The sequence below is a fragment of the Marinomonas sp. CT5 genome (genome assembly GCF_018336975.1).
Taxonomy (GTDB): domain Bacteria; phylum Pseudomonadota; class Gammaproteobacteria; order Pseudomonadales; family Marinomonadaceae; genus Marinomonas.
This window is the reverse complement of the sequence record NZ_CP025572.1, coordinates 2962030-2979061: the sequence shown is the minus strand read 5'-3', so window position 1 is coordinate 2979061 and position 17032 is coordinate 2962030. Positions and strand designations below refer to the sequence as shown.

The following is a 17032-nucleotide window of genomic DNA, read 5'->3' as shown; positions in this document are numbered from 1 at the left end:
GATTGGTCTTAACATTCATGCTAGACCTGATGGTTTATCGAGTATTGGATTTTTGCGACATAGGTATAAAGTTAATTAATAACTTTGCATCTATGATTGTTGTTGAAGAAAACGCGATAGATGCATGCATTTTTAACGAAAATTTAGGTTTTTTGGCGCTTTTTAAAGTGGCTTTTATCTTGTGATGAAGTTTTTTCTCATACGAGCGTAAAGCAAATAAATTTTATAGAGAGTCTATTTTTGTCGAGCTTTACCGTCTTTTTGATAATCGAAAGCTGTGTCTAGTTTGTCATGGCGAATGGAGTACAGGGCTTGATTCATTATTGTGACTGACAGGCTGCAAGGTATGGCTGATACATAATAATGTGGTTGCATGAGTCACATTAGGATTGGCTGTGTCGCCACTGACTTGGAGACATCCCTTTTACTCGTTTAAAGGCTCGCGACAGTTGTGATGCGTCTGAAAAGCCCCAGCGATAAGCCACTTCTGTTATCGATAATGGTTGTTTCATTGCATCCGCCGTCAGCATGTCTTCACAGCATTTTTCAATGCGCATTTGTAAAATAAATTGAGCTATGCTGAAATTTTCTTCTGAAAAGAGTCGGTAAAGGGATCTTTTCGACATATTCATGGCTTTTGCTATATGGTCTGGGCTCAGGCTCTCTTCTGTTAAAAGGCGCAATATGTGTTGTTTAGCTCGCTCTTTCATCGAAGAGGTTGAATCATTATTCGTATGCTCAAGAGAAGGTTTGATTAGCGCACTAATGGCGTATTGCAGCGCTTCACCATCTTCCTGAAAAGAGGGAGTTTGGTCATCGGTATTGGCCAATTGACGTAGCATGGTCAGCAGCATTTGACTGCTGGAACGGTTCTGAGCAATTTTGGTTATTCTGTGTTGTGCGTGTGTAGAGCATAAGCTATCAACATAAGCTTTTGGTAAGTGTACGGACATTTGTTGTATTAGCCCTTGGGGGTGCATGTCGTAAGGCAAAGATGAATCGATAAGGGCGATTTCGCCTGGTAACAAGAGGTCTTTATTATCTGACCAAGAAAAGCCCATAGTGCCTTTTTTTTGAAGGATGACAAAATAGTGTTTGTCGTCTTGGCAGGTAGATTTAGAACGGATTATCTTTTCTGCGTTCGTTTCGATATGAGCAACACCTAAACCGTTATGATTATCCAGTCTCATATTGCCGATAAAAGGGATGTTGCGATGTGGCTGAGTGTCAAAGTTGCCACAAATAGAATGGACAGAATGTTCCCAGCGATCTAAGTCGAGCATTTCTTTCTCCCATTATGCAGGGCTCTTTGGTTCTCGACTTGTTGATGATAAGAGCCTTAAGAGTCATGCGAATTTAGTTGAAATGTAAACTTTTTAGCAAGTATTGTTCCAACTAAATTCGCACTATGTCAAGCTCTAATCGTTTGCAGGTTTCTCCCTAGTTTTAGTAGCACATAATGACGGATTTGACTTCGGTATAGTCATTGATGAACTCACGACCAAACTCTCGGCCGACACCAGATTGTTTTGTGCCCCCAAATGGTACAGAAGGGTCAAGAATAGAGTGCATATTGACCCAAACTGTACCAGATTCAATTTTCGGTATCATTCGCATGGCTTGAGATAAGTTGTTGGTCCAGATACTGCTGCTTAAGCCAAATGGCGTGTTATTGATTAAATCAATAAGCTCTTCTTCGTCTTCATAAGGCATAAAGCTGATAATGGGGCCAAATGTCTCTTCTTGCATGAGCGTTTCATCGACACTGGACGCTTGCACTATCGTGGGTTCCACAAAGAAACCTTTCCCCGAAATGGCTTTACCACCGTGTAACACGCGGCTTTCTTTGTGAGCAACCTCTAAGTATTCGCATACTTTATTGAATTGCGGTTCGTTAGAGAGAGGGCCGAAATAAACGCTTTCATCAAGTGGGGAGCCAATTTTGGCCTCGCTTAACGTTTGCGCGAGTTTAGTGGTTAATTCGTCAATGCGAGAGGAGTGTACATAAACACGTTCTGGTGCGGCACAGACTTGACCCTGGTGAATGTAACCTAACTGAAAAAGCCCGCCCACAACCCGATCAATATCCGCGTCTTTTAAAATTGCCGCGGTGTTTTTACCACCTAATTCTAACGTGCAGCGAGTTAAGTCAGCGGAAGCGGCTGCGCTAATTTTCTTGCCGGTCGCGACTGAGCCGGTAAATGAGACTTTGCGTACTTTAGGGTGCTGAATAAGCTGACCACCCACATCGCCTTTGCCATTGACTATGTTTAGAACACCATCTGGTACGCCCGCTTCTTTTGCTAGCTCAGCAATGCGTAAAATAGTCAGCGGTGTGAACTCACTTGGTTTAAGGACAATAGTACAACCCGTGCAAAGTGCCGCACCGATCTTCCAGCAGGCAATCATCACTGAGAAATTCCAAGGTAAAATACCGGCGACAACGCCAATGGCTTCTCTGCGAGTGAAAGCACTGTATTCTTCACCTTGCATAGAAGGGAATGAAGGCGTCATGGTTTCACCATTTATTTTAGTGCTCCAACCTGCGAAGTAGCGTAAAAACATCGCACTTTGTTGTACTTCAAACATGCGTGAAAGGTGGATAGATTTACCACTGCACAAGGTTTCTAGTTGAGCAATTTCTTCCCCATTTTGCTCAATCAAATCCGCCAATTTATTGAGCACAACACCGCGAGTATAAGGTGATGTTTTCCCCCAAGCGCCTTTAAAGGCTTGATAGGAGGACTCGATTGCAGTGTCGACCTCTTGAGTGGTTGCACTGTGGATGTTAGCAATAACGGCTTCTGTAGAAGGGTTAATAACATTAAAGGTGCTATCGCCAGAGGCGTTTTTTTGACCATTAATGAATTGGCCATGGTCTTGTTTCAAAAAAGCTTGTGTGGCGTCTAATAATGAAATGTCGGACATAATCTTGTCGCTCCTTAATTGGAAGAATGTAGTGTGAAGTGCGCGCCACGCTCACCAATCATCATGGCAACGGCGTTGGTGTTACCACTTGGTATTTGTGGGCAAATAGAGAGATCCATGACACGAAGGTTTTTGGTGCCGTGAACCTTGAGTTCTAAATCCGTGACGGAGTCACTTCGAGACGTGCCCAGTTTGCAGGTCCCGCCAGGGTGATAGACGGTTTTGATGTTTTGACGTACAAAGGTTTCCAATGCGTCTGTGTCATCGATGGCAATGTTATTTGGCTCGACTACTTTTTTGATGATGTTTTTTAAAGCGGGCTGTTCCATGGCTTTTAGTCCCATTTGAACCGCGCGAATTTGATTTTTTACATCATCAGGGTGAGACAAAATTTGAGCGTCAATCTCGACTAAGTCGCTTGGATTATTGGATTTTAGGCGGACTTCTCCACGGGACTTTGAACGTAGATGACCGACCTTGATTGAAACACCATGACCTTCTGCTTCGGGCTTTTCACCAGGAGTATTGTCAAAATTATCAAGCAGAGGAAGGAAGTGGAATTGAATGTCAGGGCGACCCACATTCTCGCTATCAATAAAGGCACCGCCTTCCAGAATGTTGCTGGTGAGTAAGCCTGAGCGAGTCGTCATCCACTGCATCATATGTTTCACGGCCGATAAGCCTTTATCTTCATTGAAAATACTGATGTCTTCTTTGGTCGTGGCGTTGATCGACATGTGCTGGTGGTCGTGGAAGTTCTTACCCACAGGAAGGTCTATCTTAGGTTCAATGCCCATGGCTTTAAGATGTTCCACCGGGCCAATGCCAGACAGCATAAGAATTTTCGGGCTGCCAAAAGCGCCTGAACTAATAATGACTTCTTTACGCGCTTTTGCGGTTATCGCTTCACCACCTTTTATTGAATAGACAACACCCGAGGCAACATCGCCTTCGATATTTACCTTGTGAACAAGCGCATCGGTCATAACCGTGAGGTTAGGATTATTAATGACGGATTTAAGGTAGGTTTGCGAAGTGCTGGCACGTTCGCCATTTTTTGTGGTGGTTTGATAAAAGCCGGTGCCTTCTTGAGATGCGCCATTAAAGTCATTAGTGTAAGGTAAGCCCATTTGCTGGCAGGCACGAATGCAAGCTTGTGTTAACGGGTGACGATATCTGTTTTCACTGACGGGAACGGCCCCCGTCTCGCCATGATACTTGTCACCAAGGCTTTCATTGGCTTCGGCACGTTTAAAAAATGGTAATACATCCTCATAGCCCCAGCCTTCACATCCCCAGATAGCCTTCCAGTCATCGTAGTCTTGTTTTTGACCGCGAATATAGATCATGCCATTCACAGAGCTGCCACCGCCTAATACTTTACCTTGTGCGATGAGCATTTCACGGTTATCACACTCAGTTTGTGGCACTGTCATATAAGGCCAAGATTTTTGCTGGAAAACCTTCACAACCGTGGCGGGTATTTTGTGAAATAGACTGCTGTCTTTTTCGCCAGCTTCGAGCAGAAGCACGGATCCAGCGTTGGCTTCGATAAGACGTGCTGCAACCACACAACCCGCTGATCCTGCACCTGCAATAATGTAATCAAACTCTTTCATTTTATGTTCCTCTCTATAATCTTTTTTTATGTTTCCTCATTAAACGCATTTGCCTTGATTTGTTGCATGGCAATCGGTGCCAAAGAAATGGCATTTTTTGCCAATTATTAAGTGCTATAAGAAAGATCGTTTGCTAGAGAAGGGAAAGAGAAACATTCTGACAAGAGCGAGATCATTTTATAATGGAATTGAGAGTAAGGATTTTTGCTATGGTGCTTTTACTGACTGGGCGTATCTAAATCGATCAAGGTTGTCTCATTAATTAGTATGAAATTGATTATGATTAGGTTTGCAAAAGCCATTACGACAGGGTTAATAGTTTTGTCGGAAACATGTTGTAGAGGGTCCTGCGCTTTAAGCGATACTTTGCCAACGCAGATAAAAGGCAACTAGAGCATAGACTAAGTCACCGCATGCGGTTGCAATAAAGTAGGGGGGCAATCTGTGTTGGTTGTAAATAATAAAGTCTTGTAGTATCAGTGAATAAGAATCTCAATATCAGAAATAACGAGTTGTGGATCAATGTGTAAGTGCGCATGCGTATAATTAAACGGTTATATTTTCAAAGGAGTTGAGTCGTGGATTTAGAGCTAGATCACATTTTTATACTTACTGATAAACCAAAAGAAGCGGGTGATCTTTTGGTTTCGATGGGGCTCGATGAAAGTTTTAGTCGTGATCACAAGGGGCAGGGAACTTCAAATCGTCGATTTGCGTTTTCTAATGGAATGCTCGAAATACTATACGTACGTGATAGTGAAGAATCTAATAATGGTCCAGCTAAAAATTTGAGATTTCCTCAACGGATACAGACAGAAAATGCATCACCGTTTGGAATCGTTCTGACTCGAACTAACGACGCAAAAATGGGAATGCCGTTTAACGGGTGGACATATCAACCAGATTATTTTGAGCCACCCAATGCGTTTCATGTTGGAGATAACTCTGAAATATTAGAAGAGCCTTTGTGCATTTATGTTCCTTTTGTTGGTCCAGTTAGTAGGACTGAAGAAATAGGGACGTTTAAATCTATCAGTAACGTTCAAGTATCTGTGCCACTAGGAAAAATGTCAGATACGCTGTTTACACTACAAACGGCCGATAGACTGGATATTAAGCTTGGCAATGAGCATATGGTAATGCTTACGTTGGATAATGGACGTAGTGGATTGTCTAAAGACTTACGCCCAGTTTTGCCATTAGTCATCAATTGGTAGGCACCTAAATATAACAAGCGCATGTGTCGGACTAGTTTTGCGCAGTACTTCAAATTAGTCGAAAATACGAGCGTGATTCAAGCAAAGGAGAAAAAACGAATGGAAGACAAGCAACATTGCCCCATATGTAAAAGTGAGACACAGTATAATCCAAGATATCCAAACTACATCTGTTCTTCTTGTGCGGAAACCCCTTTGAGTGAGGATGGTAGGTCTCTACAATTCCACAATGTGTCTTTATCTGGTGGGTTCGAGGCAAGATATATTGATACTGGAGAGGTTCGTGATAGCCATATTTGTTTTGTAGCAGGTAAAAAGTGTTGGGCGGATGAAGCGCGATTTGGCGGTATCGTAATTCAACCAGTAGGTGATTAAAGAGCCTAACAATAGGCTCCATTCTAATATGGCTACGCTAATTTCTCCGAAACTTCATTTCAACCAAAATGCAAAAGAGCTTTGCGTTAGGCGTCTAGGAAGTATTAATGCTATCTGAAAGTGAAATCGATAAGAGGTTTCCAGTATGGAACGCCTTATCTGATCTCTTCTTGGATACAGAGCTGGACGCGATCACTTACCGATATATTGCCAAAGTTGTTGTTGAGTCCGGTTATGAACCACAAGAAATTCATGACATTCTATGGAAGGAGGTTCTACCAGCTGTTGGAGATAACCTTCGTATTGTTGCTGGAGAGTGGGCTGGTTTTAATCCTGAATGGTTAAAAGAAAGAATTTTGTCTGTCATGAGCCAAGACTCCTTTACCATGACTGATTGGGGACTTATATCCGTTGATTCGCTCATAGATATGACGAAACAAGAATGGGCAAAGGTCTGTTGCCATATGCCAAGTAGTATAAGTGAGCCGTTATTGGAGGCATGTGGCGAAATTTCTGCCAATAAAAAACGAGAGTCTAGAACGTGGTGGCGTTTGTGGTAAAAGCATCTAATAAATTGTTTAAGTACACTCTTTTCGTAAAAAGCGTGGCTTTCTCGGGACCATTTATACTGCGTTGCGGTTGTCCCTTAGCAAAGTGTTACGGGTAGTAGGAATAGACAATGGATCTGCTTGAGCAAGCGCTAAATTTGGATACTTCCATTACAGAAGACGAGGGGAATTTGTTGGCGGCGAAAATAATGCAATTGGATTGCGCATTTAAAAAAGAACAAGTCTATGATGTGGCAACGGCGTTGTGGAATATCGGTCAGCATAGATATTCAGGTGTGGGGTTCTCAAGTGAAGTCAGCGATATTATCGCTTTGTGGGTGGAAAGGAACTTTGATGAAAATACATCCTATACAGACCGTATGATCGACGTGATATACGAGCTTACTTCAAGTAACTCAGATGTTGTGGTTAGAAATCTAATAAAAAGAACGAAAAACGAAAATATAAAAGAGGGTTTAATTGAGGCTTTTGCATACAAAGGTACATAGCAATTTTGTCAAACACCGTTTCTGTGTTCCTCTGGACGTGTTCTTGCAAAACACTTTGTTTATAAAAACGTGAGTGTCTGTGCGTCTCTATGTTAGCTTCCGCTGGTGAAAAGCTGAGTGTTATAGCGGAGTGGGTAAATCGGCAGGTTTGGTTCATCAGTCTATGGAGCTCAAACTTCAGCCTGTGATTGCGGCAGTATGTCAATATAAGCACAAATTCAGCGCTTTATTTTATTTATATCTATCCCAACTAATTGATTTTTCGGCATCTTAATATATTCACTTTTTTATCACTGAAAAGGCTAAAAAATAGGCTGACAAGCGAATTATTTGACTGTACAGTTGCGCCAAATTTTAGGATCAAAATTGATCATTTTTAGCATGATATAAAGAGAATTTATTGTTATGACATTTAGTGTTTGGTTAGCTATCGCGCCCTTGTTAATGTTGCTGTCTTTAGGGCCAGGCCCAAATAATTTTACTGCTATGCATAATGGAATCCAGGTTGGGGCAACGAATGCCGTGATCGCTGTTGTTGGACGAAATCTGGCTTTTGGCATCTTGATGTTAATTTCTGCGCTAGGTTTAGGGGCCATTATCGTTTCTTCTACCTTTTGGTTTAGTGTGATTAAGTGGTTTGGTGTCGCTTATTTGTTTTATGTTGGTATTAAAACATGGCGCAGTGCCGCTATTGTTCTTGAAGAGCATGAAAGTGAAGTGGGGACTAAAGCTAAGCGAGATCATCTAGCGAGAATGCGCCAAGAGTTTTTAGTGGCAATTGGTAACCCTAAAGCCGTATTACTTTTTACAGCTATTTTTCCTCAGATGCTTGATCTTAATCAGCCTGTACCTATGCAGTTTTTCTGGATGGGATTAACGTTTTGCTGTACGGAGTTTATTGCGGCTTATGTTTATGCCATGAGTGGTAAGCAAATTCGCCGCTTGATTCGAAGTTCTAAAGGAATGAAAAACCTTAATCGCGGTATGGGCAGTGTGTTTGTTTTGGCGAGTGCTTTTCTTGCAACGGCGACACGTTCTTAAAAAAATAAGCAATTTTAAATGTACATGAAAAAAGGTGGCTCAATGGCCACCTTTTTTCATTCTAATAGTAGAACAGTGCTTAGCTGTGTTCTTTCAAGAACTCTTCGCTTAGGTACAACTCTTCGTTACTGTTTACTTTCACATCGCGGTCTAGAATCATTTTAGCAATTGCTTGCGCTTCTTCTAGAGAATGCATTTCGTATGTGCCACATTGGTATTCATTAAGCTCTGGAATATCTGCCTTAGCTTTTACCTTCAGTACGTCTTCCATTGCGGCTTTCCAAGAAGCGGCTACGCTATCTTCAGAAGGTGTACCAATTAGGCTCATGTAAAAACCAGTACGGCAACCCATTGGTGAGATGTCAATAATCTCGACATTGTCACTGTTTAGGTGTTCACGCATAAAACCTGCAAATAAATGCTCTAGTGTGTGAATGCCTTTTTCGGAAAGAATTTCTTCGTTTGGTACGCAAAAACGCAAATCAAATACTGTGATGTCATCGCCTTTTGGGGTCGACATGGATTTAGCGACACGGACTGCTGGTGCATGCATGCGTGTATGATCTACACGAAAGCTGTCTAATAATGGCATAAAGTCTCTCCTACTGAACTCAACAAAATTATTGTTGCTTTATAAACGGGGATATTAGTTGGCGTTATTGTACATGAAGTTTCGGTCCTTTGATTGGTCTTTTTGGTGTGCGTAAATATTCGTAGCTGAGTGCTAGGCAAAAAGCGATAACTGCGAATAACATGCTTTGGCCAATAAAAAATACCATCAAGCCACAGCTAATTAGGGCTATAGCGGCCAATAACTGGGCGGCCCGATTGACTAATTTAAAAGCGGCAATGCAGGTTAAAGTATAAATCAATAAAAAACTGCCATTGGTCATTTCAATGAACCAAGACATTTTCCAGCCCGACACTTCGGAAAGCACGATGGAAAGGAGGGTAATAAACCCCACTAAAAACACGGCTTTATCTGGGGCGCCATTTTTATTCAGTCCGATAAAGGTTTTAGGTAAGGCTCCTTGTTGGGCCATAGATTGCACCATGCGAGAGAAACCTAAAATGTAAATGGCGACGTTAGCGAAGGCGATAATATAAGCTCCAAGTGCAAAAAATCGACTACTGGTTTCGCCTATTAGCTTACTCACTAACAATGCTAGGGATTGGCTGTTTGTCACTTCATCGCCATATGTATGATGCCAAGCAATGAGCAGGACTAAGCTTAAGTAGGCAAGAATAACGATGGTGATGCCACCTAGTAATGCGATTGGAAAATCTCTGGTTGGGTTTTTGAATTCGGCCCCCATATGAGCCATGACTTCAATCCCTAAAAAGCACCAGAATATAACGCCTGTGGCATACAGTGTTTGTTGCCACTCAACCATGGTTGTTGGAGATTCAATAATTGGACCAGTGTCTGAAATATCACCAATCAAGCAAAGCCATACAATGGCAATAATCATCACTATAACGACACCTGTTTGGAATTTAGCAGAGGTTTTCATACCAACAATAGCAAAGAAAAGCATGCCAGCTAGGGTTAAGAGGCTAAAAGCGAGAATCCATTGATCAGACGTTTGAAATATAATGGTTAAATAGGCTGCTGCAACTTTAATGGCGACGGCAGGACCTACTAATAATATGCTTAAAAATAACCATCCAACGGCTTTTTCATATCGCGAGCCAAAAGCTCGACCTAGATAGTGAGATGCTCCGCCAGCAGAAGGGTACTTTGATCCAAGTAAAGCAAATACAAAGGCTATAGGAATAATCATAGCGGCGGTAATTAGCCAAGCATAGAAAGCAAAAGAGCCTGCTTCTGCAACAGACATAGCTGGTAATATCATTAGGCCAGTTCCAATAAAGGTGGTTACTGTCATGGCGATACCTTGGAGAGGGCCGAGAGTTTTTTGGTATTGAGTCATTTGTTTGCCTGTACTTGTTAGATTCAGTGGCTGTTATTTATCTTCGCCAAGGATAAAATACTTATATTCGTTATACGCTATGCAAGTTGACCCCATTAAGGCGCATTTTGCCGGAATGACCGTCAAGTTGAATAATTAATAATAAAGGGGGTGTGAGTGGCGGATCATTATGATCAAAAAATATTGGCTTTACTGGTAGATGATGCTCGACTTTCTGTCTCAGATATCAGTCGCCAGGTTAATTTATCTCGTTCTGCGGTGACTGAGCGCATTCGTCGTATGGAAGATAACAAAACGATTACGGGGTATCATGCACACACTTCCGTTTCAAAAGAAGAAGGTGTGAGTGCCTATATTGCTTTGACCTTTAGGCCTTTATCTTGTGAACAGGTATTGCCCTTGATTAGTAGTATTCCAGAAGTGAAACTGGCCCACTCGATTAGTGGAGATCTTGATTTGCTGTTATTGGTTCAGACTTCTTCAATGGACAGGTTGAATGAAATACGGGAAAAAATGGAGACTTGGCCAAATCTACATAAAGTGGTGACACATATGTGTCTTGCTAAACGCCTAGATCGCTGGTGATTATTACTGGAGCTTGTCGCTGCGTGGTTGTAAATACGTCATTTATTTGATTGAGTGAAATTTTAGATAATTTACTCTTCTCACCAAAAATGGAGTGGTCTTCTGAAAGTTTTAAATCTAAAGGAAAGGTGGTCTAGTAAAGCTAGGTCTTATGATGATCTATTCATTTTAGCTGTTCTTGGTGCTTTGTGTGGATTGTTAAGCGGCCTATTAATGGCGTTTTTTTATGCTGTTATCTATTTGCCTTCACGATATTGGATTGGTGAAGACTTTGACTCTTTTGAATCCTTGCCAGTTGAATGGCGTGTTGGTTTAGTGTTGGCTGGTAGTGTTGTTTTAGCAATAATTTTTAGTCTGCTGCCGTCTAGGCTCCATAAGGTTGGGGTACCTTATGTGGTGGAGAGACTGAATTATCACAATGGTAATCTGCCTATTTGGAATGCTGTTGTACAGTTCTTCTCAGCCGCAATCGGTTTAATCAGTGGGCTTTCTATTGGTAAAGAAGGACCAGCAGTACACCTTGGAGCCACTCTCGGAGGCTATTTAGCAGAAAAGGCTAAATTGCCTCAATATGGTGTTGAAACATTGTTGGCTTGTGGTGTCGCCGGGGCTATTTCTGCGGTGTTTCAAACACCTTTAGCTGGTGTTTTGTTTGCTTTTGAGGTGATTTTTTTAGAATACAGGCAGCAGTATGTTTTGCCTGTTTTGCTCTCTTCGGTTATTGCGACTTTGATAAGTCATAACCTGATTGGCCCTTTAGATGTTTTTAGTATTGAAAGTATTTCGTCGGTTTCTCTTTCTCTGGATCTTTTTTATGCCTGCTTTGCTTTGGTCGCATTTATTGTTTTTTTATCAGCTTTGTTTTTGCATACACAAAAAAGCCTTTGGCGTTTGAGTGGGTTGTCCGTTTGGGCGCGTTTTTTATTCGTTGCGCTGGTGACATCTGTGTTAGCAATTTACTTGCCTGAAGTGTTAGGTAGTGGGTACTTATCTCTTACTCGCTTGTTATCTGGTGATTTGATCGTCTATTCATTGTTCTTGTTGATCATTGTAAAAACAGTTTTGACAGCCTTTACTATTGGCTTAGGAATACCTGGAGGTATGATCGGACCTACTTTTATTATTGGTGGCTTGGCAGGTATTCAGGTGGCATTAATATTTGATAACAATGAAGCGGACATGGTTCTATTTGCTTTGTTAGGTATGGCTGCCATGATGGCAGCTTGCTTTCAGGCACCTCTAACAGCACTGGTGGCTATTATAGAAATGACCCATTCTTCCTCAGTGATTGTTCCAGCATTATTTGTGGTTGTATTGGCCTGTTTGTTGATGAGAGTTTTTTTTCATCAAGAATCTGTTTTTGTTGAACGGTTGAGTTATATGGGGATGTCTTCGACGGTAAGCCCATTTCAGCGTTATTTACGACATCATACGGTCAAACCTGTTGCTGAAGATGTTTTGTTCCTTCCCCAATATGTGCCCATTGAGCAGGTAAAAGATTTAGCGTCGAGTATGATAGACTACGTTGTATTCAAGATAGGTAATGAACATCATCTTGTTCGGCGGGTGGCTATATTGGATGCGTTGAGTAAGTTAGATCAGGGGCCTCAATTATGGTTGGCTGCAGAGGGGGACAGTGTGAAGATGGATTTATCTTTAGCTTTAGAGTCTACGTTTGTCCCGGTGATTGATGAACCTTCTTCGCTAGAACAAATGCTTGGTTGGTTTCAAAAGCATGGCTTGCCAGAAGTTTTGGTGACGGTAACGGCTTCTTCGTTTAGTTTGGTTTCTCGTAACCGTCTTGATCAATTTTTGTTAAAAAGTGATCAATAGTAGGGTTTAGTCGGTATTTGTTTATTAGTTCTTAGGTTTCTTTTTTTATAGTCAGTAATGCTTCTTACATTTTGAAGGTTGCTTGCTTTTGTACATTATTAGTTATGGGGTTTGAATAAATATGAGTCGTTCAGAAAATCTATACGCACGTGCCCAACATCGTATTCCTGGCGGAGTGAATTCTCCAGTACGAGCTTTCAACGGTGTCGGTGGTACTCCTGTATTTTTCCAGCGAGGGGAAGGGGCTTATATTTATGATGAAGATAAAAAACGCTATATAGATTATGTTGGTTCTTGGGGGCCTATGATTCTTGGGCATTCTCACCCTGATGTGCTAGATGCCGTTAGACAACAACTTGATTTTGGCTTGAGCTTTGGTGCGCCAACAGAGGTAGAAATCACCATGGCAGAGAAAGTCTGTGAGCTTGTTCCTTCTATGGATATGGTTCGTATGGTGAATTCTGGAACTGAAGCAACAATGAGTGCGATCCGTTTAGCTCGAGGTTATACAGGACGGGACAAAATCGTTAAATTCGAAGGGTGTTATCATGGGCACTCCGATTCTTTGCTTGTTAAAGCGGGTTCTGGCGCATTAACCCTTGGAGTGCCTAACTCTCCAGGTGTGCCGGCTGATTTAGCGCAGCATACTATTACTCTTCAATATAATGATATCGAAGAGGTCACTCGCTGTTTTGCTGAAATAGGTGATCAAATTGCCTGTATTATTGTCGAACCAGTAGCGGGTAATATGAATTGTATTTTGCCGGTTGAAGGTTTCCTTGAAACGTTGCGTAAAGTGTGTGATGAATCCGGCGCTGTGTTGATTTTTGATGAGGTTATGACAGGGTTTCGAGTTGCACTGGGTGGGGCTCAAGATCACTTTGGTATCGTGCCTGATTTAACAACATTAGGCAAAGTAATTGGCGCGGGTATGCCTGTCGGTGCTTTTGGCGGCAAACGTGAAATCATGGAGTGTATTTCTCCGTTAGGTCCAGTGTATCAAGCTGGTACTTTGTCGGGTAATCCTGTTGCAATGGTGGCTGGTTTAGCGGTTCTGAATAAAATATCTGAAGAAGGTTTTCATCAAGCTTTAGGTTCTAAAGCGAGTCGCTTGGTATCTGGATTAAAAAAAGCAGCAGATGAGGCTAACGTTCCGTTTTGTGTGGTAAGTGTAGGTGGTATGTTCGGTTTCTTTTTTACTGAAGCTGAAGCTGTCCAGACGTTTACTGATGTCCAAAAGTGTGATTTGGATAAATTTAAAGCGTTCTTCCATTATATGTTAGACGAAGGTATATATTTTGCCCCTGCCGCTTTCGAAGCTGGGTTCATTTCCCAAGCACATACAGAAGAAGATATTGATTACACCATAGAAGCAGCTAAACGCTCTTTTGCGAAGCTAGCATAAATACCTGTGAAAATTAGGAAGGTTTATAACGTGTCTAACGACGATGAAACAAAATCACCCATTGATGAGATAGAAGATTTAGACCTTGGTGATGAAAAGAAACAGCCACATAAGGGAGTGTACTTACTCCCGAACCTGTTTACTACCGCCGCATTGTTCTCTGGTTTTTACTCAATAATTGCAGCTATGAATGGAGATTATATTAATGCGGCTGTCGCAATTTTTATCTCTATGGTATTTGATGGTTTGGATGGGCGCGTAGCTCGCTTGACTCATACACAAAGTGCGTTTGGTGCGGAGTATGATTCTCTTGCGGATATGGTGTCCTTTGGGATTGCTCCAGCCTTAGTTGTATTTACCTGGTCCTTAGCTCCATTGGGTAAAGTGGGCTGGGTTGCGGCATTTATCTACGCTGTTGGTGCTGCTCTTCGTTTAGCTCGATTTAATACTATGCTGGGTGTGGAAGAAAAGCGCTATTTTACTGGCTTGCCTAGTCCAGCGGCTGCTGCAATTGTTGCCGGTATTATTTGGGCGGCAAATGATACAGGTGTATCTGGGGAAAGCTTGGCTACTTTAATGGCTGTCATTGTTCCAGTTACTGGCTTGTTGATGGTTAGTAATGTGAAGTACCGAAGCTTCAAAGATTTAAATTTAAAAGGACGAGTTCCTTTTGTTGTTTTGTTAATCGCTGTACTTGCGTTGGTATTGATTGCTCTAGAACCTGCTTTACTCATGATGGGAGTCTTTTGTTTGTATGGTTTATGGGGATTACTTGGTGTTGTGTTTAAACGGTTTCGTTAATTGAAGTTAGGTTTATTAACGAAGTTTTGAACTAGCTGCGTGATCCTCTGTCAATATCTTTAATTATTGAAGGGGACACGCAATGCTCATTTTTAATAAAAAAACTTCTGACTGTTCTGAGTCTGAAGTAACGGATCAATCTGTCTATCTCAATCGTCGCCAGTTTATGAAGGCCACAGGTAGTATTGCTCTGGGGGTTGGGGCAATAGGTCAAGTGAATGCCGAACTTCAAGAAGGAAACCCTCTCTCGCCGCCTCCCGCTCTTAAGTCAACATTTCAAAATATTGTTGAGACACCTTATGGAGTAAATGAAAAAGTGTCGCCTTATGATGTTGCGACTTCCTATAATAATTTTTACGAATTTGGTTATGGGAAAAGTGACCCTAAGGATCGATCTTCAGACTTCAAAACAACTCCCTGGACTATAACCGTAGAAGGTGAAGCTGGGAAAACAGGCGTTTTTGACCTTGATGACATTATTAAAGAGTCGATGTTGGAGGAACGTATATATCGTCTTCGTTGTGTAGAAGCGTGGTCGATGGTGATTCCTTGGCTTGGAGTGTCTCTTTCCACTGTGCTCAAACGCTTTGAGCCTACATCAAAAGCCAAGTATGTTTACTTTGAAACTTTATATGATCCAACGCAAATGCCTGGTCAAAAAGGTGGTGGTTTAGATTGGCCTTATCGAGAAGGGTTGAGAATTGATGAGGCAATGAACCCTCTTGCTATGTTTACTGTGGGTATGTATGGGAGTGTATTGCCTAATCAAAATGGTGCCCCTGTTCGGTTGGTTATACCATGGAAATATGGCTTTAAAAGTATTAAGTCCATCGTGAAAATTCGCTTTGTTGAAACAATGCCTGAAACGACATGGAGCATGTTGGCGCCAAGTGAATATGGTTTTTATGCCAATGTGAATCCCCATGTAGATCATCCTCGTTGGTCGCAAGGTCAAGAACGTAGGCTTCCGGGTGGTGTGCTGTTTCCTAATGTCATTGAAACAAAGATGTTTAATGGCTACGAGGAAGAAGTGGCAAGTCTTTATAAGGGTATGGATCTGAAAAGGAACTATTAACGTGTCGACATTTTGGGATAGAAAAGAAAAGCCGTATATTTTTATTCTGTTTTGTTTGCCGTTTCTTTGGATGTTTATCTCTTTATTGATGGGGCAATATTTTCCCGACCCAGGTAAGCTATTGATGAGGTTAAGTGGAATATGGGCTTCTGTTTGTGTGGTTGCTGTTATGGCAATGACGCCAATTGGAAAATTAAAACCCTTTAGGTCTATCAATCGATATCGTCGTTTCATTGGGCTGACTGCCTTTTTTTATGGTCTGCTTCACCTCATCATTTATCTAGTCTTATTTGCAGGATTGAGTTGGAATTGGATTAGTTCTGACTTGATTGAAAAGCCATATATTTATGTGGGATTTACCGCTCTCGTTATTATGGCGGTTTTGGCGATAACAAGCACAAAGTCGATGATTCGTAGATTAGGTAAAAGGTGGAAGCCTCTCCATCGCTTGATGTATCTTTCAGCTATTGGGGTTATTGCTCATCTGTGGTGGCAAGTTAAAGATGATGTCTCTCTGGCTGTCTATTTCACTGTGTTTTTAGTGCCGCTCTTGATAGTAAAAATACCGACACTTCCAACTTATAAAAAATATTTTAAGAAAACTTAAAAAAGTACTTGCGCTAAAAGTTTTAGACGGTATTATACGCCCCCACTGACACGGACAACGAAGCAAACAAGAGTTTGCCACTTACTAAGGTAAGACGTTGAACGAAGGATCAGACGCTCTTTAAAATAGATAATCAGATAATTTGTGTGGGCGCTCGCTGGAGGCTTCAGAAGATCCTTTTGGATCAAAAAAATTGAAGTCTTGCGAAACGTCTAACACGTCAATTCGCTTTATGTTGGCTTGTTGTTCTTNGGGNCAGTGAGTCGATTAAGTTATTGTTAGTGTAATAGATTTTGAGTAAGCAAACTTTTTAACTGAAGAGTTTGATCATGGCTCAGATTGAACGCTGGCGGCAGGCTTAACACATGCAAGTCGAGCGGTAACATTTCTAGCTTGCTAGAAGATGACGAGCGGCGGACGGGTGAGTAACGCGTAGGAATCTGCCTAGTAGAGGGGGACAACATGTGGAAACGCATGCTAATACCGCATACGCCCTNAGGGGGAAAGGAGGGGATCTTCGGACCTTCCGCTATTAGATGAGCCTGCGTAAGATTA

At 41.7% G+C, this 17032-nt stretch carries 16 protein-coding genes and 1 other annotated feature; of the genes, 11 read left to right on the top strand and 5 right to left on the bottom strand.

Translation table 11 applies throughout. The features are described from left to right. Positions 1 to 383 precede the first annotated feature (383 nt). The 3 genes from feaR to C0J08_RS14050 all read right to left on the bottom strand — a co-directional run bounded on the left by feaR (position 384) and on the right by C0J08_RS14050 (position 4547). On the bottom strand, positions 384 to 1283 hold the full coding sequence (gene feaR / locus C0J08_RS14060; RefSeq protein ID WP_212652565.1) for a transcriptional regulator FeaR: 900 nt from the start codon (positions 1281 to 1283) through the stop codon (positions 384 to 386). 163 nt (positions 1284 to 1446) lie between these two features. After that, positions 1447 to 2928: an NAD-dependent phenylacetaldehyde dehydrogenase gene (locus C0J08_RS14055; RefSeq protein ID WP_212652564.1), complete on the bottom strand. Its 1482-nt coding sequence runs from the start codon at positions 2926 to 2928 to the stop codon at positions 1447 to 1449. Positions 2929 to 2942: 14 nt separating this feature from the next. Then, a complete protein-coding gene (locus tag C0J08_RS14050; protein WP_212652563.1) occupies positions 2943 to 4547 on the bottom strand; it encodes a GMC family oxidoreductase in 1605 nt (534 codons plus the stop codon). 578 nt (positions 4548 to 5125) lie between these two features. On the opposite strand from C0J08_RS14050, the gene C0J08_RS14045 reads away from it, so the two are divergent. The 5 genes from C0J08_RS14045 to C0J08_RS14025 all read left to right on the top strand — a co-directional run bounded on the left by C0J08_RS14045 (position 5126) and on the right by C0J08_RS14025 (position 8237). Further along, positions 5126 to 5764 carry a hypothetical protein gene (locus tag C0J08_RS14045; protein WP_212652562.1) on the top strand — a complete coding sequence of 213 codons (639 nt, stop codon included), beginning with the start codon at positions 5126 to 5128 and terminating at the stop codon, positions 5762 to 5764. A gap of 99 nt (positions 5765 to 5863) precedes the next feature. Next, positions 5864 to 6139, top strand: coding sequence for a hypothetical protein (locus C0J08_RS14040; protein ID WP_212652561.1), 276 nt, complete (start codon positions 5864 to 5866; stop codon positions 6137 to 6139). A 107-nt stretch (positions 6140 to 6246) separates the two neighbouring features. After that, the gene (locus C0J08_RS14035; protein ID WP_212652560.1) at positions 6247 to 6699 is read left to right on the top strand and encodes a DUF7079 family protein; all 453 of its coding nucleotides are present in this window, start codon (positions 6247 to 6249) and stop codon (positions 6697 to 6699) included. Positions 6700 to 6818: 119 nt separating this feature from the next. Then, on the top strand, positions 6819 to 7196 hold the full coding sequence (locus C0J08_RS14030; protein ID WP_212652559.1) for a hypothetical protein: 378 nt from the start codon (positions 6819 to 6821) through the stop codon (positions 7194 to 7196). A gap of 405 nt (positions 7197 to 7601) precedes the next feature. After that, complete coding sequence (locus C0J08_RS14025) at positions 7602 to 8237, top strand: LysE family translocator (RefSeq protein WP_212652558.1); 636 nt, start codon at positions 7602 to 7604, stop codon at positions 8235 to 8237. A 79-nt stretch (positions 8238 to 8316) separates the two neighbouring features. On the opposite strand, the gene luxS is transcribed toward C0J08_RS14025, so the two are convergent. Continuing rightward, the gene (luxS, locus tag C0J08_RS14020; protein ID WP_212652557.1) at positions 8317 to 8829 is read right to left on the bottom strand and encodes an S-ribosylhomocysteine lyase; all 513 of its coding nucleotides are present in this window, start codon (positions 8827 to 8829) and stop codon (positions 8317 to 8319) included. A gap of 64 nt (positions 8830 to 8893) precedes the next feature. Then, the gene (gene yjeH, locus C0J08_RS14015) at positions 8894 to 10171 is read right to left on the bottom strand and encodes an L-methionine/branched-chain amino acid transporter (protein ID WP_212652556.1); all 1278 of its coding nucleotides are present in this window, start codon (positions 10169 to 10171) and stop codon (positions 8894 to 8896) included. Between the two features lie 156 nt (positions 10172 to 10327). Here yjeH and C0J08_RS14010 point away from each other — a divergent pair, with 156 nt between their 5' ends. From C0J08_RS14010 to msrQ, 6 genes are all read left to right on the top strand, one after another. Further along, a complete protein-coding gene (locus C0J08_RS14010) occupies positions 10328 to 10756 on the top strand; it encodes an Lrp/AsnC family transcriptional regulator (RefSeq protein WP_212652555.1) in 429 nt (142 codons plus the stop codon). Between the two features lie 213 nt (positions 10757 to 10969). Further along, on the top strand, positions 10970 to 12589 hold the full coding sequence (locus C0J08_RS14005; RefSeq protein WP_249344305.1) for a chloride channel protein: 1620 nt from the start codon (positions 10970 to 10972) through the stop codon (positions 12587 to 12589). A gap of 121 nt (positions 12590 to 12710) precedes the next feature. Further along, positions 12711 to 13994: a glutamate-1-semialdehyde 2,1-aminomutase gene (gene hemL / locus C0J08_RS14000; RefSeq protein ID WP_212652554.1), complete on the top strand. Its 1284-nt coding sequence runs from the start codon at positions 12711 to 12713 to the stop codon at positions 13992 to 13994. A 30-nt stretch (positions 13995 to 14024) separates the two neighbouring features. Next, a complete protein-coding gene (pssA, locus tag C0J08_RS13995; RefSeq protein ID WP_212652553.1) occupies positions 14025 to 14795 on the top strand; it encodes a CDP-diacylglycerol--serine O-phosphatidyltransferase in 771 nt (256 codons plus the stop codon). A gap of 82 nt (positions 14796 to 14877) precedes the next feature. After that, positions 14878 to 15870 carry a protein-methionine-sulfoxide reductase catalytic subunit MsrP gene (gene msrP, locus C0J08_RS13990; RefSeq protein WP_212652552.1) on the top strand — a complete coding sequence of 331 codons (993 nt, stop codon included), beginning with the start codon at positions 14878 to 14880 and terminating at the stop codon, positions 15868 to 15870. A 1-nt stretch (position 15871) separates the two neighbouring features. Further along, on the top strand, positions 15872 to 16477 hold the full coding sequence (msrQ, locus tag C0J08_RS13985) for a protein-methionine-sulfoxide reductase heme-binding subunit MsrQ (protein WP_249344303.1): 606 nt from the start codon (positions 15872 to 15874) through the stop codon (positions 16475 to 16477). Positions 16478 to 16907: 430 nt separating this feature from the next. Continuing rightward, positions 16908 to 17025 (top strand) — a sequence feature (16S ribosomal RNA rRNA prediction is too short). Positions 17026 to 17032: the final 7 nt, after the last annotated feature.